The 21011-nt window shown below is 65.8% G+C and carries 23 protein-coding genes; 5 read left to right on the forward strand and 18 right to left on the reverse strand.

Annotated features, from left to right (window positions below; all coding sequences use genetic code 11):
• Positions 1-33: 33 nt before the first annotated feature.
• The 12 genes from lipA to PSTAB_RS18580 form a co-directional block, all read right to left on the reverse strand.
• Positions 34-1011 carry a lipoyl synthase gene (gene lipA / locus PSTAB_RS18525; RefSeq protein WP_011914782.1) on the reverse strand — a complete coding sequence of 326 codons (978 nt, stop codon included), beginning with the start codon at positions 1009-1011 and terminating at the stop codon, positions 34-36.
• A complete protein-coding gene (lipB, locus tag PSTAB_RS18530) occupies positions 1004-1660 on the reverse strand; it encodes a lipoyl(octanoyl) transferase LipB (RefSeq protein ID WP_013984170.1) in 657 nt (218 codons plus the stop codon). Before lipB ends, lipA begins: the two co-directional genes overlap by 8 nt.
• Positions 1660-1944: a DUF493 domain-containing protein gene (locus PSTAB_RS18535; protein WP_011914784.1), complete on the reverse strand. Its 285-nt coding sequence runs from the start codon at positions 1942-1944 to the stop codon at positions 1660-1662. The genes lipB and PSTAB_RS18535 overlap by 1 nt, the downstream gene beginning before the upstream one ends.
• Before the next feature lie 66 nt (positions 1945-2010).
• A complete protein-coding gene (locus PSTAB_RS18540) occupies positions 2011-3168 on the reverse strand; it encodes a D-alanyl-D-alanine carboxypeptidase family protein (RefSeq protein WP_013984171.1) in 1158 nt (385 codons plus the stop codon).
• A 47-nt stretch (positions 3169-3215) separates the two neighbouring features.
• Positions 3216-4208 carry a septal ring lytic transglycosylase RlpA family protein gene (locus PSTAB_RS18545; RefSeq protein WP_013984172.1) on the reverse strand — a complete coding sequence of 331 codons (993 nt, stop codon included), beginning with the start codon at positions 4206-4208 and terminating at the stop codon, positions 3216-3218.
• Complete coding sequence (gene mltB, locus PSTAB_RS18550; protein WP_011914787.1) at positions 4205-5182, reverse strand: lytic murein transglycosylase B; 978 nt, start codon at positions 5180-5182, stop codon at positions 4205-4207. Before mltB ends, PSTAB_RS18545 begins: the two co-directional genes overlap by 4 nt.
• Positions 5183-5229: 47 nt before the next feature.
• Positions 5230-6375 (reverse strand): rod shape-determining protein RodA, encoded by a 1146-nt coding sequence (gene rodA, locus PSTAB_RS18555; protein ID WP_011914788.1) that lies wholly within the window; start codon positions 6373-6375, stop codon positions 5230-5232.
• Positions 6372-8261 (reverse strand): penicillin-binding protein 2, encoded by a 1890-nt coding sequence (gene mrdA / locus PSTAB_RS18560; protein WP_011914789.1) that lies wholly within the window; start codon positions 8259-8261, stop codon positions 6372-6374. Before mrdA ends, rodA begins: the two co-directional genes overlap by 4 nt.
• Before the next feature lie 18 nt (positions 8262-8279).
• Positions 8280-8747 carry a 23S rRNA (pseudouridine(1915)-N(3))-methyltransferase RlmH gene (gene rlmH / locus PSTAB_RS18565; protein ID WP_011914790.1) on the reverse strand — a complete coding sequence of 156 codons (468 nt, stop codon included), beginning with the start codon at positions 8745-8747 and terminating at the stop codon, positions 8280-8282.
• A 3-nt stretch (positions 8748-8750) separates the two neighbouring features.
• Positions 8751-9110: a ribosome silencing factor gene (gene rsfS / locus PSTAB_RS18570; protein WP_011914791.1), complete on the reverse strand. Its 360-nt coding sequence runs from the start codon at positions 9108-9110 to the stop codon at positions 8751-8753.
• A gap of 15 nt (positions 9111-9125) precedes the next feature.
• Positions 9126-9785, reverse strand: coding sequence for a nicotinate-nucleotide adenylyltransferase (gene nadD, locus PSTAB_RS18575; RefSeq protein ID WP_013984174.1), 660 nt, complete (start codon positions 9783-9785; stop codon positions 9126-9128).
• Positions 9785-11050 carry a glutamate-5-semialdehyde dehydrogenase gene (locus PSTAB_RS18580; RefSeq protein ID WP_013984175.1) on the reverse strand — a complete coding sequence of 422 codons (1266 nt, stop codon included), beginning with the start codon at positions 11048-11050 and terminating at the stop codon, positions 9785-9787. The genes nadD and PSTAB_RS18580 overlap by 1 nt, the downstream gene beginning before the upstream one ends.
• 215 nt (positions 11051-11265) lie before the next feature.
• Here PSTAB_RS18580 and PSTAB_RS18585 point away from each other — a divergent pair, with 215 nt between their 5' ends.
• Positions 11266-12585 carry a bifunctional DedA family/phosphatase PAP2 family protein gene (locus PSTAB_RS18585; RefSeq protein ID WP_013984177.1) on the forward strand — a complete coding sequence of 440 codons (1320 nt, stop codon included), beginning with the start codon at positions 11266-11268 and terminating at the stop codon, positions 12583-12585.
• 16 nt (positions 12586-12601) lie between these two features.
• On the opposite strand, the gene PSTAB_RS18590 is transcribed toward PSTAB_RS18585, so the two are convergent.
• Genes PSTAB_RS18590 through PSTAB_RS18600 form a run of 3 tightly spaced genes read right to left on the reverse strand, consistent with a single transcriptional unit; the run spans position 12602 to position 14275 of the window.
• Positions 12602-13186, reverse strand: coding sequence for an LON peptidase substrate-binding domain-containing protein (locus PSTAB_RS18590; RefSeq protein ID WP_013984178.1), 585 nt, complete (start codon positions 13184-13186; stop codon positions 12602-12604).
• 10 nt (positions 13187-13196) lie between these two features.
• Positions 13197-13907, reverse strand: a complete 711-nt coding sequence (locus PSTAB_RS18595) for an LrgB family protein (protein ID WP_026006669.1) — start codon at positions 13905-13907, stop codon at positions 13197-13199.
• Between the two features lie 5 nt (positions 13908-13912).
• Complete coding sequence (locus PSTAB_RS18600; RefSeq protein ID WP_011914797.1) at positions 13913-14275, reverse strand: CidA/LrgA family protein; 363 nt, start codon at positions 14273-14275, stop codon at positions 13913-13915.
• A 204-nt stretch (positions 14276-14479) separates the two neighbouring features.
• Between PSTAB_RS18600 and PSTAB_RS18605 the strand changes: the two genes are divergently transcribed.
• The 3 genes from PSTAB_RS18605 to PSTAB_RS18615 all read left to right on the forward strand — a co-directional run bounded on the left by PSTAB_RS18605 (position 14480) and on the right by PSTAB_RS18615 (position 17347).
• On the forward strand, positions 14480-14935 hold the full coding sequence (locus PSTAB_RS18605) for a MaoC family dehydratase (protein WP_013984180.1): 456 nt from the start codon (positions 14480-14482) through the stop codon (positions 14933-14935).
• Positions 14936-15012: 77 nt separating this feature from the next.
• Positions 15013-16686 carry a C13 family peptidase gene (locus PSTAB_RS18610; protein ID WP_013984181.1) on the forward strand — a complete coding sequence of 558 codons (1674 nt, stop codon included), beginning with the start codon at positions 15013-15015 and terminating at the stop codon, positions 16684-16686.
• A 19-nt stretch (positions 16687-16705) separates the two neighbouring features.
• Complete coding sequence (locus PSTAB_RS18615; RefSeq protein ID WP_013984182.1) at positions 16706-17347, forward strand: oxidoreductase; 642 nt, start codon at positions 16706-16708, stop codon at positions 17345-17347.
• A 106-nt stretch (positions 17348-17453) separates the two neighbouring features.
• On the opposite strand, the gene orn is transcribed toward PSTAB_RS18615, so the two are convergent.
• Both orn and PSTAB_RS18625 read right to left on the reverse strand, forming a co-directional pair.
• The gene (gene orn, locus PSTAB_RS18620) at positions 17454-17996 is read right to left on the reverse strand and encodes an oligoribonuclease (RefSeq protein ID WP_011914801.1); all 543 of its coding nucleotides are present in this window, start codon (positions 17994-17996) and stop codon (positions 17454-17456) included.
• A gap of 28 nt (positions 17997-18024) precedes the next feature.
• A complete protein-coding gene (locus PSTAB_RS18625; RefSeq protein WP_013984183.1) occupies positions 18025-18831 on the reverse strand; it encodes a class I SAM-dependent methyltransferase in 807 nt (268 codons plus the stop codon).
• 123 nt (positions 18832-18954) lie between these two features.
• On the opposite strand from PSTAB_RS18625, the gene rsgA reads away from it, so the two are divergent.
• Complete coding sequence (gene rsgA, locus PSTAB_RS18630) at positions 18955-19986, forward strand: small ribosomal subunit biogenesis GTPase RsgA (protein ID WP_013984184.1); 1032 nt, start codon at positions 18955-18957, stop codon at positions 19984-19986.
• A 12-nt stretch (positions 19987-19998) separates the two neighbouring features.
• On the opposite strand, the gene motB is transcribed toward rsgA, so the two are convergent.
• Positions 19999-21009, reverse strand: a complete 1011-nt coding sequence (gene motB / locus PSTAB_RS18635) for a flagellar motor protein MotB (protein WP_013984185.1) — start codon at positions 21007-21009, stop codon at positions 19999-20001.
• Positions 21010-21011: the final 2 nt, after the last annotated feature.

The raw sequence follows: 21011 nt of genomic DNA on the forward strand, positions 1-21011 counted from the left end.
CTTTCCTTGGAACGACCGGACCGCCGGGTCCGATCAGTCGTGCTTGGCGCCGTGAGCCTGCTGGTCGGCGTGGTACGAGGAGCGCACCAGCGGGCCCGAGGCGACGTTCTTGAAGCCCATCTTCATGCCTTCCTCGGCAAACCAGGCGAAGGTGTCCGGGTGCACGAAGCGCTGCACCGGCAGATGGTTGCGCGACGGCTGCAGATACTGGCCGAGGGTCAGCATGTCGATGTCGTGCTCGCGCATGCGCTGCATGACCTCGATGACTTCCTCGTCGGTCTCGCCAAGGCCGAGCATCAGCCCCGACTTGGTTGGCACGCCCGGCACGCGCTGCTTGAACTTCTCCAGCAGATCCAGCGACCACTCGAAGTCCGACCCCGGGCGCGAGGACTTGTACAACCGCGGCACGGTTTCCAGGTTGTGGTTGAACACATCCGGCGGCTCAGTGGCGGTGATATCCAGGGCGATCTCCATGCGCCCGCGATAATCCGGCACCAGGGTCTCCAGCTGAATGGACGGCGACAGCTTGCGAATCTCACGCAGGCAGTCAGCGAAATGCTGGGCGCCGCCGTCGCGCAGGTCATCCCGGTCCACCGACGTGATGACCACGTACTTCAGGCGCATGTCGGCGATAGCCTGGGCGAGGTTCTTCGGCTCATCCGGGTCCAGCGCGTTCGGCCGGCCGTGGCCGACGTCGCAGAACGGGCAGCGGCGCGTGCATATGTCGCCCATGATCATGAAGGTGGCGGTACCGCTGGAGAAGCACTCGCCCAGGTTCGGGCAGGAGGCCTCCTCGCAGACGCTGTGCAGCTTGTGCTTGCGCAGGGTCTGCTTGATCTGGTCCACCTCCGGCGATACCGGGATGCGCACGCGAATCCAGTCCGGCTTCTTCGGCAATTCATCGGTGGGGATGATCTTCACCGGAATCCGCGCGACCTTCTCGGCACCGCGCAGTTTGACGCCAGCCTCAACCTTGGCCGGGCGCTTGCCTGCCGTTTCTACACTACTCATAAGCTTCGATTCCGCCCGCGAGGGTCTTCTGTTGCGCGTATCCGAGCTGCCGGACCAGATGATCACGCAGTCGATCGGCCACTTCAGAGATGTCGATCGGCCCGATCAGGTCACGCAACTGGGTCATGGGCAACCCTGCATAACCGCAGGGGTTGATGCGCCGGAAAGGTTCGAGATCCATGTCCACGTTCAGCGCCAGGCCGTGGAAGGACCGGCCGTTGCGAATGCGCAGGCCCAGGGAAGCGATCTTCGCGCCGCCGACATAAACGCCCGGTGCATCGGGCTTGGCCACCGCCTCGACGTCGTACCCGGCCAGCAGATCGATCAGACTCCGCTCGATGCGGCTGACCAGCTCACGCACGCCGATGCCGAGCCGACGTACGTCCAGCAACAGGTAGCCGACCAGCTGACCCGGCCCGTGATAGGTGACCTGACCGCCGCGGTCCACCTGCACCACCGGAATCTCGCCCGGAAACAGCAGGTGCTCGGCCTTGCCGGCCTGGCCTTGCGTGAATACGGGCGGATGCTGCAGCAGCCAGATCTCGTCGCCGCTGTCGGCATCGCGCGTATTGGTGAAATGCTGCATGGCCTGCCAGGCAGCCCGATACTCGATCAGCCCTAGCTCACGCACACCCACGTCGTGGGTCATCACAGCACCATGTGGACACGACCGGTGGCCCGCAGGTCGACATGGATGGCCTGCAGCTGCTCGACACCGGTGGCGGTGATCAGCACCTGCAGCGAAAGGAAGCGTCCGTTGCGGCTGTCACGGGTGACCACGGTGGTCTCGTCGAAGTCCGGCGCATGGCGCTGAATGACTTCGATCACCACCTCGCGGAACCCCTCGCCGGCCTCGCCGATCACCTTGATCGGGTAGCGCTCGCAGGGGAAGTCGATCTTGGGTGCAGCGATATCGTCTTGGCTATTGGTCATGGCGTAACGGACTCGTGATCCGCACGTGCGCCGCGGCGGGGTCAGCCGGAGCGCACTCGAGCGTGGTCAGTTGAACAGGCTGTAGAAGAACAGGCGAATGCTATCCCAAAAACGGCGGAACAGCCCACCCTCTTCGACGGTTTCCAGCGCCACCAGATCGGTGCTGCGCACGACCTTGTCGTCCAGCTTGACCTCGACCTTGCCGATCACGTCGCCCTGCTGGATCGGCGCGGTCAGCGTGCCGTTGAAGCTCATGACAGCCTGCAGCTTCTCCACCTGGCCGCGTGGCAGAGTCATGGTCAGGTCCTGAGCCAGACCGGCCTTGAGCTTGCTCTGCTGTCCCTTCCAGACCTGGGCTTCGGCCAGCTCGGTGCCTTTCTGGTAGAAGGTGCGGGTCTCGAAGAAGCGGAAGCCGTAGGTCAGCAGCTTCTGGGTCTCCGCGGCACGGGCCTGCTCGCTGTCGGTACCGAACACCACGGAGATCAGGCGCATGTTGTCACGCACGGCGGACGCCACCAGGCAGTAGCCGGCCTCTTCGGTGTGGCCGGTCTTCAGGCCGTCGACGGTCTTGTCGCGCCACAGCAGCAGGTTGCGGTTGGGCTGCTTGATGTTGTTCCAGAAGAATTCCTTCTGCGCATAGATCGCGTAGTGCGCAGGGTCTTCGTAGATGATCGCCCGCGCCAGCTTTGCCATGTCATTGGCCGAGGAGTAGTGCTCCGGATGCGGCAGGCCGGTGGCGTTGACGAAGTGAGTGTTGCTCATCCCCAGGCGCTGCGCGGTGCTGTTCATCATGTCGGCGAAGGCTTCTTCGCTGCCGGCGATGTGCTCGGCCATTGCGACACTGGCGTCGTTGCCCGACTGGATGATGATGCCGTGCAGCAGGTCATCCACCGAAACCTGGGTGTTGACCTGGATGAACATGCGCGAGCCGCCGGTACGCCAGGCCTTCTCGCTGACGGTGACCATGTCGTTGTCGCTGATCTGCCCTTTCTGGATCTCCAGGGTGGCGATATAGGCGGTCATCAGCTTGGTCAGGCTGGCCGGTGGCAGGCGTTCGTCGCCGTTGTGCTCGACCAGCACCTCGCCGCTGGCGGCGTCCATCAGCATGTAGGACTTGGCCGCCAGCTGCGGAGCCGACGGCAGGATCTGGACCGCCCAGACGGTCGGAGCGACCGTCAGCAGAGTCAGGACAATGAAGCGTTGCACGAGGCTGGTGATGTTCATCCGAATCTCAAGTTAGTCAGGTAAAACAAGGCAGGGATTGCAAAGGCTCAGTCGGCCGCGACCCGCCGCGGCTGCCCGAGGTTGGCCAGGCGAACGCTCTGCTCGAGCTGCACGGCCTCATCCGGCGTGTCGATGGGCCCCAGCCGCACCCGGTGCAGGGTCTGCTGGTTGTGTACCACCGAGCTGATGAACACCGGTGCAGACACCACGCCGCTCAGCTTGTCCTTGAGCAGCTGTGCCGCATCCGGATTGGCGAAGGCGCCAACCTGGAGAAACAGGCCAGAGGCTGCGGGCGAAGCGTTTTTTTTTGCGTCGATTTCCAGCGGCACCGTCGCCGCAGCGTGCTGCTGCGGCGGCGGGGTGTACTGTTCGATCGGCTGGGCGATGCTGGTGGCCGGCTTGCTCGCCGCCATCTGCGGCTGCGCCATCATCGCCGGAACGGGGCGCCCCTGCGCCGCCCACCACTGCTGCGGATCGATGCCCTCGACCTTGACCCGCGCCGTGCCGGTCTCGGCGAACCCCAGTTTCTTCGCCGCGGCGAAGGACAGGTCGATGATCCGGTCGGAATAGAACGGGCCGCGGTCGTTGACGCGCAACGTCACGGTGCGTCCGTTATCCAGATTGGTGACCTTGACGTAGGTGGGCAGCGGCAGGGTCTTGTGCGCCGCGCTCATGCCGTAGAGGTCGTACTTCTCGCCATTGGCAGTGGGCTGCCCGTGGAACTTGGTGCCGTACCAGGATGCCGTCCCGGTGGCCGAGTAACGATGGCCATCGCTGATGGGGAAGTAGGTCTTGCCCAGCACCGTATAGGGGTTGGCCTTGTACGGTCCGTAATGCGGCATCGGCACGGCGTCCGGGATCTGCGAGACGTCCACGTCCCACCAGGGCGCGCCATCCTTGTGCGGCCGCGCGTAATCGCCAGCGCCGCTACTGGTGGTGCTCTTGCTCGGCGTGGTGCTCGGCGCCGGGGTCGAGGAGCAGCTTGCCAGCAGGGCTCCCGTCACGCCCAAGGCGACCAGTCTTGTCCAGAGAGGGCTCATTGTTCGCCTCGCGCGTCAGCCAGCAGCTGGGACAGCTGATGTACGGCCATGGCGTACATCACGCTGCGGTTATAGCGGGTGATCACATAGAAGTTGGGCAGGCCCAGCCAATATTCGTCGCCCTCGGCGCCTTCCAGGCGGAAAGCGGTCACGGCGGTCTGGTCTGCCACCGACTTGTCGAACTGCCAGCCAAGGGCGCGCATTTCTCCGGCGTTCTTCTGCGACTCGAGGCCGACGGTCAGGCCTTCCTCGAAGCGCTCGCCAGAGACCTTCGCCCGTGCCACTACAGGTTCACCGGCGGCCCAGCCATGCTGCTTGAAATAGCTCGCGGCGCTGCCGATGGCGTCGGTGGGGTTGTTCCAGATGTCGATGTGGCCGTCACCATCGAAGTCCACGGCATAGGCGCGGAAGCTGCTCGGCATGAACTGCGGCAGGCCCATGGCCCCGGCATAGGAGCCCTTGAGAGTCAGCGGGTCGACCTGCTCCTCGCGGGTCAGCAGCAGGAATTCCTTGAGCTGCTGGCGGAAGAAGGGCTGACGCGGCGGGTAGTCGAAGCCCAGGGTCGATAACGCATCGATCACGCGATGGCTGCCGGTGTTGCGACCATAGAAGGTTTCCACGCCGATGATCGCCACGATGATTTCGGCCGGCACGCCGTACTCGGCTTCGGCACGGGACAGCGCCGCCTCGTTCTCGCGCCAGAAGTCGACACCCTGGGCGACGCGCGAGTCGGTGAGGAAGATCGGCCGATATTCCTTCCACGGCTTGACCCGCTCGGCCGGCCGCGAAATGGCGTCGAGAATGGCCTGCTTGCGCTCGGCCTGCTTGAACAGATCACGCAGCTGTTCGCTGGCGAAACCGTAGTCGCGGGTCATCTCCGCGATGAACTCGTCCACGTTGGCGCCGGTGTAATCCGCGGCCTGCAGCGGCACGCTCCCCAGCACAGCGCCGGCCAAGCCTACGCTACCCAGCATCCGTGCCACCCAGCCCCGCCGTAATGAAGTCAACAAAGTCACTCTCGTCAAACCTGTGCGATCCACTTGCGATGGGTGTGGATCGACATCAAAACCCCGAACCCTGACAGCAGGGTCACCAATGAAGTTCCACCGTAACTGATGAAGGGCAAAGGCACCCCCACCACCGGCAACAGCCCACTGACCATACCGATATTGACGAAAACGTAAACAAAGAAGGTCATCGTCAACGCACCGGCCAGCAGTTTTCCGAACAGCGTCTGGGCCTGCACGGTGATCACCAGGCCGCGGGTGATCAGCAGGATATACACCAGCAGGAGCAGGCAGACTCCGACCAGACCGAACTCTTCGGCGAGCACGGCGATGATAAAGTCAGTATGGCTTTCCGGCAAAAAATCCAGGTGCGACTGGGTGCCGGCCAGCCAGCCCTTGCCGAACACCCCACCCGAACCGATCGCCGCCTTCGACTGGATGATGTTCCAGCCGGTGCCCAGCGGATCGCTTTCCGGATCGAGGAAGGTCAGCACCCGCTGCTTCTGGTAGTCGCGCAACACGAAGTACCACATTGCCACGGCGATCGGCACCACCGCCGTCACCGCACCGATGATCCAGCGCCAGCGCAACCCCCCGATGAACAGCACAAAGGCGCCGGAAGCCAGGATCAGCAACGCGGTACCCAGATCGGGCTGCTTCAGGATCAGCACGAAGGGCACCAAGATCAGTGACAGGCTGATCGCGGTGTGCTTGATGCTGGGCGGCAGGCTGCGCGAGGACAGGTACCAGGCGATCGTCATCGGCATGATGATCTTCATGAATTCCGACGGCTGGAAACGAATCACGCCGGGGATGTTGATCCAGCGCGTCGCCCCCATCGCCGTGTGTCCGGCCACCTCGACCGCGACCAGCAACGCCACGACGCCGAGATAGCCCAGCGGCACCCAGCGCGCCATGAACCGCGGCTCGAACTGGGCGATCACCAGCATGGCGCCGAGGCCGAGTCCGAAGGAGGTGGCCTGCTTGATGACCAGATCCCAGTTCTTGCCACTGGCCGAATAGAGGATGAACAGGCTGCCGGCGGCCAGTACCAGCAGCAGCACCAGCAGCAGCCCGTCGATATGCAGGCGCTGCAACAGGCTGGCGCGGCGGCGCAACACGTCCTCGCGGGACAGGGTACGGTCGAAATTGCCGCTCATGGCTTCTTCCCTTCGGCAGTCAGCGGCGGCGCGAACTCGGCCTTGAGCTTGCCCTCCTCGTCGAGCAGCCAGGCATCCATCACCTGCTTGGCCACCGGTGCGGCGACGCCGGAACCGGACTCGCCGTTCTCCACCATCACCGCCACCGCGATCTTCGGGTCATGCACCGGGGCAAAGGCAACGAACAGGGCATGGTCGCGATGGCGCTCGGCCAGCTTGGCACTGTCGTATTTCTCGCCCTGGCGGATCGCCACGACCTGTGCAGTACCGCTCTTGCCGGCGATGCGATAGACCGAGCTTTCGCCGACCTTCCGCGCCGTACCCCGGGCGCCGTGCAGTACCTGCTCCATGCCGTGGGTCGCGTAATCCCAGAAGCGCGGATCGCGCAGCTGGATATCCGGCAGCGGTTCCGGATCCACCGGCGGCTCGCCACCGATGCTGCGCGCCAGGTGTGGGCGAATCCACTTGCCGCGGGTCGCCATCAGCGCCGTGGCCTGAGCCAGCTGCAGTGGCGTGGCCTGCATGTAACCCTGACCGATGCCGAGAATGACCGTCTCGCCGGGATACCAGGGCTGGCGATAACGCGCCCGCTTCCAGTCACGCGACGGCATCAGCCCGGCGGTTTCCTCGTACATGTCCAGCGACACGCGCTGGCCAAGACCGAAGCGGGTCATGTAGTCGTACATGCGATCGACGCCCAGCTTGTGCGCCATGTCGTAGAAATAGGTGTCGTTGGAACGGGCAATGGCCAGGTCGAGATCGACCCAGCCGTCGCCGCTGCGATTCCAGTTGCGGTACTTGTGCTGCACGTTGGGCAGCTGGAAGAAGCCCGGGTCGAAGACCCGGCTGGTGGGCGTGATCACCCCGGCATCGAGGCCGGCCACCGCCATCATCGGCTTGATGGTCGAGCCCGGCGGATACAGCCCGCGCAGCACGCGGTTGTACAGCGGCCGGTCGATGGAGTCGCGCAGCTCGCCATAGTCCTTGAAGCTGATACCAGTGACGAACAGGTTGGGGTTGAAGCTTGGCTGGCTGACCATCGCCACCACCTCGCCGGTGTCCGGCAGCAGCGCGACGATCGCACCACGGCGCCCGCCCAGCGCCTCCTCGGCGGCTTCCTGCAGATCCAGATCGAGGGACAGGGTGATGTCCTTGCCGGGTATCGGATCGGTCCGCTTGAGCACCCGCAGGACCCGTCCGCGGGCGTTGGTCTCGACTTCCTCGTAGCCGACCTGGCCGTGCAGCTCGTCCTCGTAGAACTTCTCGATGCCGGTCTTGCCGATGTGGTGCGTGCCGGCATAGTTGACCGGGTCGAGCTGCTTGACCTCCTGCTCGTTGATCCGCCCGACGTAGCCTACCGAATGGGCGAAATGCGGCCCCTGCGGATAATGACGGACCAGCTGCGCCGCCACCTCGATGCCCGGCAGACGGAACTGGTTCACCGCGATACGGGCGATCTGTTCCTCGGACAGCTCGTACATGATCGGTACCGGCTCGAACGGCCGCCGCCCCTGCAGCACGCGCTTCTCGAACAGCCCGCGCTCCTCCTCGCCCAGCTCCAGAATCTCCACCACCGCGTCGAGCACGACCCGCCAGTCGCCAGCGCGCTCGCGGGTGACGGTCAGACTGAAGCTCGGGCGGTTGTCGGCGATGACCCGCCCCTGGCGGTCGAAGATCAGCCCGCGGTTGGGCGGGATCGGCTGCACGTGAACGCGGTTGTTCTCCGACAGCGTCGAGTGGTGCTCGAACTGCACGACCTGCAGGTAGTACATGCGCGCCACCAGCACACCGATCAGCAGCAGCACGAAAACGAGGCCCACGATCACGCGTTGGCGCACCAGCACGGCGTCCTTTTCATGATCCTTGAGCTGAATCGGTTGCGGCATATCGAAGGCGTTCGCGTACTACTTGTGATAGGGGTGACCGGACAGCAACGTCCAGGCGCGATAGATCTGTTCGCCGATCAGGATTCGTACCAGCGGGTGCGGCAGGGTCAGCGGCGACAGCGACCAGCGCTGCTCGCTGCGTGCACAGACCTCAGGTGCCAGCCCTTCCGGGCCGCCCACCATGAGGTTGACGTTGCGAGCATCGAGCCGCCAGCGTTCGAGTTCCGCGGCCAGCTGCTCGGTGCTCCAGGGTTTGCCGTGCACCTCGAGCGTGACGATACGCTCGCCCGGCTGGACCTTGCCCAGCATGGCCTCGCCTTCCTGGCGAATCAACCGTGCCACGTCAGCGTTCTTGCCACGGGTGTTGAGCGGGATTTCGTGCAGCTCCAGCGGCAGCTCGGACGGCAGGCGTTTGACGTATTCCTGCCAGCCGTCCTCGACCCAGCGCGGCATCTTCGAGCCGACCGCGACCAGCTTGATCCGCACGGTTTACTCCGGGTCGTGGGCGTGCTGCGCGCGGCTCTGCTCGGCGCCCTGCCACAGGCGCTCGAGGTCGTAGAACTGGCGAGTCGGCACCTGCATCACGTGGACGACCACATCGCCGAGGTCGAGCAGCGCCCACTCGCCGCCGTCCAGCCCTTCGCTGCCGAGCGGGCGTACACCCTGCTCCTTGGCCTTTTCCAGCACGTTCTCGGCCAGCGATTTGACGTGCCGGCTGGAGCTGCCGCTGGCGATGATCATGTAGTCGGTGACGCTGGTCTTGCCCTGGACATCGATGGTGGTGATGTCCTGGCCTTTCAGATCTTCCAGGGCGGCGACCGCCAGCTGGACCAAAGCTTCAGTTTGCATAACGTGAAAACAACCTCAGTTCGACGCCCGGTACAGTCCGTGCGCGTTGATATAAGCCAGTACGGCATCGGGAACCAGGAATCGGACCGACTTGCCGCTGGCCAGCAATTGGCGAATCTGCGTGGCGGACACTTCCAAGGGTGTCTGCCAGACGAAGGCGATCTGTCCGCTGCCGCCGCTGAGCGCCTGCGGGTCCGGCACGCTGCGCGCGGCCAGCAGATCACGCAGTTCCTGCGGTGCCTCGCTACCGGCATCCGGTCGCTGCAGCACGAGGATGTGGCAGTAATCGAGCAGCTCCTCCCAGCGATGCCAGGTCGGCAGCCCGCAGAAGGCATCCCAGCCCACCACCAGCAGCAACTGGTCATCCGCCGCCAGTTCGGCGCGCAGCGACATCAGCGTATCGATGGTGTAGGACGGCTTGTCCCGCTCCAGCTCGCGGGCATCGACGCACAGCGGCGGCAGATCCTGCACCGCCAGGCGGACCATTGCCAGGCGATCCTGCGCCGAGCAGTTGGGCGTATCGCGGTGCGGCGGCCGCGCATTGGGAATCAGCCGCAGCTCGTCGAGCCCGAACATCTCGGCCACTTCCAGCGCGCCGCGCAGGTGACCGATGTGCACCGGATCGAAGGTGCCACCAAGTATGCCGATGCGCCGGGCGCCGCCTGCGTGATTCATCAGGTACGGACGTGACCGTCGCCGAAGACCACGTACTTCTCGCTGGTCAGCCCTTCCAGGCCGACCGGACCGCGGGCGTGCAGTTTGTCGGTGGAGATGCCGATCTCCGCGCCCAGCCCGTACTCGAACCCATCGGCGAAGCGGGTCGAGGCATTGATCATCACGGACGCCGAATCCACCTCGGTGAGGAAGCGGCGGGCATCGGTGAAGTTCTCGGTGACGATCGCATCAGTGTGCTGCGAGCCGTAACGATTGATGTGTTCGATGGCCTCGTCCAGCGAGTCGAGCATGCGGATCGACAGGATCGGCGCGTTGTACTCGGTAGACCAGTCCTCTTCGCTGGCCGCCAGCACTTCGTTGCCGAGCAGCGCGCGCGTGCGCGGGCAGCCCCGCAGCTCGACGCCCTTGTCGCGGTAGATGGCGGCCAGCGGCGGCAGCACCTGCTCGGCGATGCCCTGGTGCACCAACAGCGTTTCCATGGTGTTGCACGGCGCGAAGCGCTGGGTCTTGGCGTTGTCGGCGATGCGGATGGCCTTGTCCACATCCGCCGCAACGTCGACATAGACGTGGCAAATGCCGTCCAGGTGCTTGATCACCGGAATCCGGGCGTCGCGGCTGATGCGCTCGATCAGGCCCTTGCCACCACGCGGCACGATCACGTCGACATAGTCCGGCATGCTGATCAGCGCGCCGACTGCGGCGCGGTCGGTGGTATCCACGACCTGCACGGCAGCAGCCGGCAGACCGGCTTCGGCGAGGCCGAGCTGGATGCAGCGGGCAATCGCCTGATTGGAATGGATCGCCTCGGAGCCGCCGCGCAGGATGGTCGCGTTGCCCGACTTCAGGCACAGGCTGGCCGCGTCGATGGTCACGTTGGGCCGCGATTCGTAGATGATGCCCACCACGCCCAGCGGTACCCGCATCTTGCCGACCTGGATGCCGGATGGCATGTAACGCATGTCGCGAATCGCGCCGATCGGATCAGGCAGCGTGGCGACCTGGCACAGGCCCTCGATCATGCCGTCGATCACCTTTGGCGTCAGCGCCAGACGATCGAGCATGGCGGCGTCCAGGCCATTGGCACGACCGCCGGCCAGGTCCAGCTCATTGGCCCGCACCAGTTCGTCGCGAGCGGCATCGAGCGCCGCGGCGGCGGCCTGCAAGGCGCGGTTCTTCTGCGCCGTGCTGGCGCGCGCGAGCACCCGCGAGGCCTCGCGCGCGGCGCGGCCCAGGCGGGTCATGTAGTCGAGTACGGACTCGGTCATGGATCTAGCTGGCCTGACTGAAGGGAAAGCGGCTGATTATAGCCACGCTGCGCGCCCGCGCACAGCGGCGCCCGGCGAAAGGCATGCGGTGGCGCACGGCATTCGTCCGCCGCGACGGCAGCGTACGCATGGCAGTCCCGGCGAGTATGCTTTGCCGAGGAAACCCCGCGCCCTCTGGCCGGGTCGAAAGGCGGTCTTGCTTCAAGGAAACCGGCATGGGCCAATGGCTCGAAACCCTTACCCAATGGCTGGCCGCCAACCCCCAATGGCTGGGGCTGGCGCTCGTGATCGTCGCCTGCATGGAGTGCCTGGCGGTAGTCGGGCTGATCGTGCCGGGGACGGTGATGGTCTTCGCCATCGCGGTGCTGGCCGGCAACGGCGTGCTGACCCTGGGCGAAACCCTGGTGCTGGGCTTCATCGGCGGGCTGCTCGGCGACCTGCTGTCCTACGCCCTGGGCCGCCGTTATCACCAGGGCATCCGCAGCCTGCGCGGCCTGCGCGACCATCCCGAGTGGCTGCTACGTGCCGAGCATTACTTCCAGCGCTACGGCGTTGCCAGCCTGCTGGTCGGTCGCTTCATCGGCCCGCTGCGGCCGATGCTGCCGATGACCGCCGGCATGCTCGACATGCCGTTCGGGCGCTTTCTGCTGGTCAGCCTGTGCGCCGCCGCCGGCTGGTCGATGGCCTATCTGCTGCCCGGCTGGAGCGCTGGCGCGGCCATGCGTCTGCCGCTGGAGGAAGGTTTCTGGAGCGAGGCGGCGGTGGTCGTCGGCGCGTTGCTGACGCTGATCGCCACCACTGCCTTCGGCAGTCTGCGCCAGCTGCGCTGGGTCACTGCACTGGCGACCGGCCTGAGCATCGCGATCCTGCTCGGACTGTTTCTGGGCTGGCCGCACCTCAAGGAGCTCGACGAAGGGCTGCTTGCGGTGATCCAGGGCGAACGCAGCATCACACTCGATCGGGTCATGGTGCTGATCACACGCGTGGGCGACTTCCAGACCCAGCTCTGGGCCGGCGTATTGCTGTGCGTGCTGCTCCTGGTCCTGCGCCAGTGGCGTGCCGCGATCTTTTCCATCCTTACCTTGCTGGGCACGGCCATGGCCAACGGCGCACTCAAGGCCTCCTTCGCCCGTGTCAGGCCGGAGGTGCTGATGGAGCCGCTGAGCAGCTACAGCTTTCCCAGCGGGCACAGTTCGGCCGCGTTCGCCTTTTTTCTCACCCTGGGCGTACTCGCCGGCCGCGATCAGCCGCCGCGCCTGCGCCTGGCCTGGCTGGTGCTGGCCAGCCTGCCGGCCACGGCGATAGCGCTTTCGCGGGTTTACCTGGGGGTGCACTGGATGACCGACGTCACCGCCGGCGCATTGCTCGCGGCGAGCATCTGCGCACTCAGCCTGACCCTGGTGCAATGGCGCGCACCGATGGCGGCGCTGCCGGCCAAGGTGTGGTGGCTGATCCTGCCGGCCTGCCTGGGCCTGCTCGGTGCGTTCAGCGTCTGGGCGCTACCGACGGCGATGCAGATGTATCGCTATCAGTAGTACGACGGCTCCACCGCTACGCGCCTTCCTGCAGCTGCTCGAGCAGGTTCTGAATCTGCGCCAGTTGCAGCTCCGGGTCATCCAGCCCAAGCAGCTCGACCTTCTGCCGGGCCTCGAACGGCAGCAGATAGGCCAGCTGGCTGGCCAGCGCGGCCTGATCGCGCACCGGGCCGCCGAGCCCCAGAGTCTTCACCATGGGGTGCTGACCGAGCGCCTCGAGCAGCACCAGCAGGTCGGCGTGTTCGTCCGCCAGCGGCAGGGCATCGCCCTCGTTGCGCCAGGCGACCTGAGCGACGGTCAGCTGATCGCGCAGCACCTCGAAGGTCTGGACATCGAAGCGGCGCCCACCCTCGACCCGGATGCCGAGCAGACCATTGGGCAGTTGCTGCCAGTCGCGAATCAGCGCTTCGCAGCCGACGCGCGCGAAGGACGCCGGCGCCGCGCCGACCTCACTGCCGTCGAGGATATGCACGACACCGAAGCCGTGGCCGGCCTTGAGGCACTGGCTGACCATGTCGAGGTAGCGCGCCTCGAATATCTGCAGATCAAGCATGCAACCGGGGAACAGCACGGTATCCAGCGGAAACAACGGCAACTTCATGCGGACTCCATCACAGCAGCAGGGCGACCGCCAGCGGCAGCAGTACCGCCGTCATCACCCCCATCAGGCTCATGGCCAGCGCCGCGAAGGCACCGCATTCGTCGCTTTCCTGCAGCGCCTGCGCGGTACCCACGGCGTGGGCGGTCAGCCCCAGCGCAATGCCGCGGGCCGCAGGATGCTGAACGCCAAACCGGCGCAACAGTTCCGGACCGAGAATCGCGCCGAGCACGCCGGTGATCATCACGAACACCGCTGCCAGCGCCACCACGCCGCCGATCTGCTCGGCCACCAGCATGGCGATCGGCGAGGTCACCGACTTGGGCGCCAGGGTCATCAGGATCATCTCGTCCGCGCCGAACGCCCAGGCCAGCGCCATGCCCAACGCCGTGGCGAACACACCGGCGACGAGCAGGGTGATCACAATCGGCCCGAACAGCTCGCGGATGCGCCGCAGGTTCAGGTACAGCGGCACGGCCAGGGCCACGGTGGCCGGCCCCAGAAGCAGCGTCAGCCACTGGGCGCTGATGCGGTACTCCGCATAGTCGATGCCGCACAGCAGCAGAATGCCGACCACAAGCAGCATCGATACCAGCACCGGCTGCAGGAACACCCAGCGCGTCTTCTCGTAGGCGGCGAACGCCAGCTGGAATGCCGTCAGGGTGATGCCGACGCCGAACAGTGGATGATGAATGAGCGCCTGCCAGGCCGCGTGCCAGTGCAATTCCATCATGCGCCCTCCTGGCGGCGCTGTTTGCGCCGGATCAGTGCCTGCATCAGCCAGCCGGTGAAAACCAGCGAGATCAGCAACGAAATCACCAGCACACCGACGATGGCCCAGAAGTCGTCGAGAATCGCCTCGGTATAAGCCATCACGCCGACTGCCGGCGGCACCAGCAGCAACGGCAGGTAGCGCAGCAGGCTACTTGCCGCCAGCTGCAGCGATTCGCTGGCGCGGCCGCGCGCCAGCAGGCCGGCGAACAGCAGCACCATGCCGATGATGGGTCCCGGCAGCATGGGCAGCAGCAACACGTTGAGAACGGTGCCGAGCAGCTGGAACGCGACCAGCCAGGTCAGGCCTCTGAGCAGCATGGGAGCCTCCCGCAAAATGGCGACAGTATAAGGGGCAACGCGCACAGGCGCCCGCGCTGCGCTATGACGGCCCATTCGCACTGCCGATGCTGGTTTGCCAGGGCTGCGCGCCGTGCTGATCTAGCCCGGTGCCAGGACGCGCTTCGGCGCGTGCCGCTCCCTACAGCCTTCCATGCTGGATCACAAGAACAATCCGGAGGACACATGCCACAGGTACCCGTCGCGCAACTCAAGGACTACATCGGCAAGGAACTGGGCCATTCCGAATGGCTGACCATCGATCAGCAGCGCGTGGATCGGTTCGCCGACTGTACCGGCGACCACCAGTTCATCCATGTCGACCCCGAGAAGGCCGCCCAGACACCCTTCGGCGGCACCATCGCCCACGGTTTCCTCTCGCTCTCACTGCTGCCGATGCTCTCCGGAGACCTGCTGGTCGTGCCCGAGGGCACGCGCATGGGGGTCAACTATGGCCTGGACAGCCTGCGTTTCATTCAGCCGGTGCGCGTTGGCTCGCGGGTTCGGCTGGGGCTGACGCTGATCGATGCCCACGAGAAGAATCCCGGCCAGTGGCTGCTCAAGGCCCGCGCAGTGATGGAGATCGAAGGCTCGGAGAAACCGGCCTACATCGCCGAAACGCTGGCCCTGTGCATCCTCTGAGCAGCGCGCCTGCGCGGATGTCGCAGGCCGTTGGGTTTGCGGCATACTGCGGGCCTCCTGCCTGAGCGGATGCCCGCATGCTGCGCCTCGTTCCCCTGCTGTTGATCGGCCTGCTCACCGCCTGCGGTGAGGGCGAGCCATTCACCCCTGCCGATGCGGTGCTGCCCGACGGCGGCCGCTACCGCGGGGAGATCGTCGACGGCCTGCTGCAGGGCAGCGGACGTATCGACTACCCGAACGGCAGCTACTACTTCGGCGAGTTCAAGGACGGCCAATGGCACGGCTTCGGCACCTGGAACGGCGCCACCGGCGATCGCTACGAGGGCGAGTTCAAGCACGGCCTGTTCGACGGCCTCGGCCGTTTCAGCTACGCCGAAGGCGGCGTCTATCAGGGTGAATTCCATGCCGGCCGCATGCACGGTCACGGTCGCTTCAGCCAGGACGGCACCGTCTACGAAGGCGAGTTTCGCAACAACCTCTACCACGGCATGGGCCGCCTGGACTATGCCGACGGCCTCAGCCATCGCGGCCAGTTCAGCCAGGGTCAGCCGGAGGGGCCGGGCATCCGCCGCGACGCCGACGGCGAGCTCAGCGGCCACTTCAGCGCCGGTAGCCTGAACGGCGCCGGCAGCTACGTGACCGGCCAGGGCGAGCGCTACAGCGGCGAGTTCGAGAATGACCAGTTCCATGGCCAGGGCCGCTACGAGGATCTCGACGGCAACCTCTGGAGCGGCACCTTCGTCCGTGGCGAGCTCAATGGTACCGGCAGCCACATCGCCAGCGATGGCAGCCGCTACGTCGGCCAGTTCCGCGGCTGGCGCTATCACGGCCAGGGCCGCCTCGATCGCGCCGACGGCAGCTTCTATACCGGCGGCTTTCGCCTCGGACGCTTCGACGGTGAAGGCGTGCTGACCGCTGCCGACGGCAGCGAAATGCGCGGCACCTGGCGCAACGACCGACGCGTACGCGACGAACAGGGCCGTGCCCTGCCCGATCCGCTGGAGATCGCCTTGCTGGAGCAGGGCGACCTGCTCGGCAGGGCCATCGACGCCCTGCCGCCGTCCACGCCGGCGGCGGAACTCTATACGCTGACGCTCGCCGGCGATGGTCGCCAGAGCGTGTTCATGCGCGAAGCGGACTACGTGCAACGGCTGCTGGCCGAACGTTTCGATGCCCACGGCCAGCTCAGCCTGGTCAACCATCGCGACCACCTGGCCGACCGCCCACTGGCGACCCGGGAGAACCTGGCACGTGCCATCCGTGCCCTGGCCGAGCGCAGCGGCGAGGAAGACCTGATCTTCCTCTACTTCACCAGTCACGGCTCGGCCGAACACGAACTGGTGCTGAGCCAGCCGCGTCTGAGCCTGGACGATCTGCCTGCCCGCGACCTTGCCGGACTGCTCGCTCCGCTGGCCGGGCGCAAGGCGGTGGTGGTGATCTCTGCCTGCTATTCCGGCGGCTTCATCGAGCCGCTGAAGAACCAGCAGACCCTGATCATGACCGCCGCGCGCGCCGACCGCGTGTCGTTCGGCTGCTCGGAACAGAGCGACTTCACCTACTTCGGCCGCGCGCTGTTCGCCGAAGCCCTGCAGGAAACCGACGATATCGTGCAGGCCTTCACGCTCGCTTCGGCAAAGGTTGCCGAACGCGAGCAGGCCGACGACTATCAGGCATCGGAACCGCAATTATGGGCACCTGAACCGGTCGTCCAACGCTGGCAGGAACTGCAGCAGCGGCGCGCCGCCCAATGATCGCCACAGGAGCACAACCATGTATTTGACGCCACAGCGCATTCTGCTTGCCGGCGCCACCGGACTCACTGGCGAGCACCTGCTCGATCGACTGCTCAACGAACCCACCGTCGAACGCGTGCTGGCGCCGACGCGCAAGCCGCTGGCCGCGCATCAGCGCCTGGAAAACCCGGTCGGCGAGCTGCCGGCGCTGCTGCCGACGCTGAGCGGCACGATCGACACGGCCTTCTGCTGCCTGGGCAGCACGCTCAAGCAGGCCGGCAGCCAGGAGGCCTTCCGCGCCATCGATCATGACCTGGTGCTGGCATTCGCCCGCCGCGCCAAGGAAATGGGGGCCCGGCATCTGCTGGTGATCAGCTCGCTCGGTGCCAACCCGGACAGCTCGATCTTCTACCTCAAGGTCAAGGGCGAGATGGAAGCGGCGCTGCAGCAGCAGGACTGGCCGCAGCTGACCATCGCGCGCCCGTCGCAACTGCTCGGCCCGCGTCTGGAAATGCGCCTGAGCGAACGCATCGCCGCGCCGCTGTCGCAGCTCTTGCCAGGCAAGTACCACGGGATCGAAGCCTGCACCCTGGCGCGGGCGCTCTGGCGCCTGGCGCTGGAGGAAGGCGATGGCGTGCGCATCGTCGAGTCGGACGAACTGCGCAAGTTGGGGAAATAACAGGCGGGAAGCTGCAAGCAGCGTAGCGTGGATGTCGTTTCTCACATCGACGCTACGCCCATCTGGCTTTTTCTGCGGCTTGTGGCTAGCCGCCGAAGCGGCTCTATCAGACCTTGATGAAATGCTCGCGGTAATGACGCAGCTCGGCGATGGAGTCGCGGATGTCGTCCAGCGCCAGGTGGGTACCGCCCTTCTTGAAACCTTCCATGATCTGCGGCGCCCAGCGTGCTGCCAGTTCCTTGAGCGTCGAGACATCCAGATTACGGTAGTGGAAGTAGGCTTCCAGCGTCGGCATCTGCCGGTAGAGGAAACGACGGTCCTGGCAGATGCTGTTGCCACAGATCGGCGACTTGCCCTTGGGCACCCACTGCTCAAGGAATTCCAGGGTCAGGCGCTCGGCCTCCGCCGTGGAAATCCGGCTCTCGCGCACACGCTGGGTCAGCCCCGAACCGCCGTGCTGGCGAGTGTTCCACTCATCCATGCGGGCGAGGACTTCGTCGCTCTGGTGCACGGCGATGACCGGTCCCTCGGCCAGCACGTTGAGCTGGCTGTCGGTGACGATGGTGGCCATCTCGATGATGACGTCGTTGTCCGGATCCAGACCGGTCATTTCCAGGTCGATCCAGATCAGGTTCTGCGGGTTCTGCATGAGGGGCTCCTTGGCTGTGCGGCGCAGTTTAGCCGCTCGTGCCGGTGCCGTCAGGTGGCGGGCCGGCCGGGTACCAGATCAGCAAACGTGAACCGCGCCAGTCGTCGATCGACAGCACCTCGGCCGGTTCCACGCCGGGCACTGCGAAACTGTTGCTGATCAGCATCGCACCGGGGCGCATTTCCGCCCGCGCCTTTTCCCACAGCGCCGCCATGGGCGCCGGTGACAGGAAACAGTAGACGACATCGTATTCGCCGAGGTCGACGCGCCACAGGCTGAGCGGGTGGACCTGGCAGTTGCGCCGCGGCAGGCAGCGCAGCCAGGACAGGGCGAAGGTCAGCGGCGCGGTTTCCACCCCGACGAAGCGCGCCGCCGGATATGCCCGCGCCAGCCGCACCAGGGTACCGGCCAGCCCACTGCCCAGATCGATGAGGCGAAAATCCGTCGGCAACACCGCCAGCCGCGCGCGCAAACGGCGCTCGGTCTGCGAGCCGGTCAGGTAGAGCGGCACCCGCTCGCCGAAGGCGTTCCAGTTGAGCAGCAAGAGCAGCGCGAAGCCGCTCAGCGGCGCCCATGCCGGCACGTCCAGATCGCGGAACAGCAGCAGACCGGGCACGAACAGCAGGTTGATCGGCAGCCACCAGACCGACAGGCCGAGCCGCGCCCCGATCAGTGCGGCCAGGGCGCCCTGCGCGAACGCCGCGAGGAGCAGTCCCGGGCGCACGGCAAAGCTCCAGACCAGGCCGAGCGACAGCAGCCAGACGAGCGGCAGCGCCAGCAGCTGGGCCAGCAGTGCGCGCAGGACGGGCAAACGAGTGAGCGTGGTGACGGACATGGCCGGCAATCATCTAACCAGGGTCACCCAGTCTAGCCGCCTACCGACGCGCCATACAGGCCGCAGCCCGCCGGGTTCGGCATGCTAGACTCGCCGACCAAAACTCCGAGACAGCCCCAACCCATGGCCAAACGCCAACTCAACCGCCGGCAAAGCTGGCGCATCGAGAAGATCCAGGAAGAGCGCGCCGCCCGTGCCGCGCGTCGCGAGAGCCGTGCCCTCGAGGAGCTGGAGGGCGGCGACCTGGGCCCGGAACAGACCGGGCTGGTCATCGCGCATTTCGGCGTACAGGTCGAGGTCGAGGCACTGGAGGGCGAACACAGCGGGCAGGTGTTCCGCTGCCACTTGCGGGCCAACCTGCCGGCACTGGTCACCGGCGACCGCGTGGTCTGGCGCCCGGGCAACCAGGGCATCGGCGTCATCGTCGCGCAGCTGCCGCGGCATTCGGAGCTGTGCCGGCCGGACATGCGCGGTCAGCTCAAGCCCGTGGCGGCCAATGTCGACCTGATCGTCATTGTCTTCGCCCCGCTCCCCGAGCCGCACGCCAACCTGATCGACCGCTATCTCATCGCCGCCGAGCACGCGGGCATCGCACCGCTGCTGCTGCTGAACAAGGCCGACCTGATCGACGAACACAACGAGGTGGCGCTGAACCGGCTCCTGGACGTGTACCGCCAACTGGATTATCCGCTGCTGGAGGTCTCGGCCCATGGCGGCGCCGGCATGGATGAGCTGAAGGCGCGCCTGGACGGCCATGTCAGCGTGTTCGTCGGGCAATCCGGGGTGGGCAAGTCGTCGCTGGTCAACAGCCTGTTGCCGGGCGTGGACACCCGCGTCGGCGCGCTGTCGGAAATGACCGGCAAGGGTACGCACACGACCACCACCGCGCGACTGTTCCACTTCCCCGGTGGCGGCGAGCTGATCGACTCACCCGGCATTCGCGAATTCGGCCTCGGCCACGTCAGCCGCGCCGATGTGGAAGCGGGCTTCATCGAATTCCAGGAGCTGCTCGGCCACTGTCGCTTCCGCGATTGCAAGCATGATCGCGAACCGGGCTGCGCACTGCTCAAGGCGCTGGAAGACGGCCGCATCCAGCCGCAACGCATGGCCAGCTACCGGCACATCCTCAGCAGCCTGCCGGAATCGGACTACTGATAAGCGGGCTGATCAGCGCGCACCGGGCTCACTGAACTTCAGCACGCCATCCTCGAAGATGTTCAGCCGCTCGCGCAGCTGTTGCGGCTGCAACGGCTCATTGAGCGCCGGCGCGCCACCGCCACCGCCGCTTGCTGGCGGCTGAGCCGCCTCGCCGGCATCGGACTTCTGCGACACATCGGGCTGCTCGCCCTCGATGGAGCGCTGCGCCTTCTTGGTCAGCACAAGGATATCGATGCGACGGTTCACCGGATTGAACGGGTCCTTGCGATCGAACAGCGCAGAGGATGCGTAGCCGACCACCCGCGCGATCTGCTCTTCCGGATAGCCACCGTACACCAGCGTTCGCCGGGCCGCGTTGGCGCGGCTGGCCGACAGCTCCCAGTTGCCGAAGTCACCACGCCCGGAAAACGGCTTGGCGTCGGTGTGCCCGCTGATGCTGATCTTGTTCGGCACCGCGGCGATGGTGTCCACCAGCGCCAGCAGGATGTCCTCGAAGTAAGGCTGTAGCTGGGCGCTGCCGAGGGCGAACATCGGTCGGTTCTCGGCATCCATGATCTGGATGCGCAGGCCGTCCTGGGTGATCTCGAAGAGGATCTGGTCCTTGAACTTCTGCAGCTCGGGGTTCTCGTCGACCTTGTTCTGCAGTTCCTGCAGCAGCAACTCCAGCCGCTCGCGCTCGATCTGCTCGGCGAACGTCTCGGCCTGCTGGGCGTCGATCTGCGCCTCGCTCTGCGCCGGCTCCAGCTCGGGATTGAGGGTGCGGTCCGGCGAAGGCGTCGGCGTGCCGCCCAGATCGATGACATGGGGGCTGGCGCTTTCGGTGAACCCGATGGGGTCCTGAAAGTAGCCGGAGATCAGCTTCTTCTGTTCCGGCGTGGCCGAACTCATCAGCCACATCACCAGGAAGAACGCCGTCATCGCCGTGGCGAAGTCGGCGAAGGCGATCTTCCAGGCGCCACCGTGATGACCGCCAGCGACCTTCTTGACCCGCTTGACGATGATCGGTTGGGTATTGTCCATGG

Source organism: Stutzerimonas stutzeri, assembly GCF_000219605.1.
Lineage (GTDB): Bacteria > Pseudomonadota > Gammaproteobacteria > Pseudomonadales > Pseudomonadaceae > Stutzerimonas > Stutzerimonas stutzeri.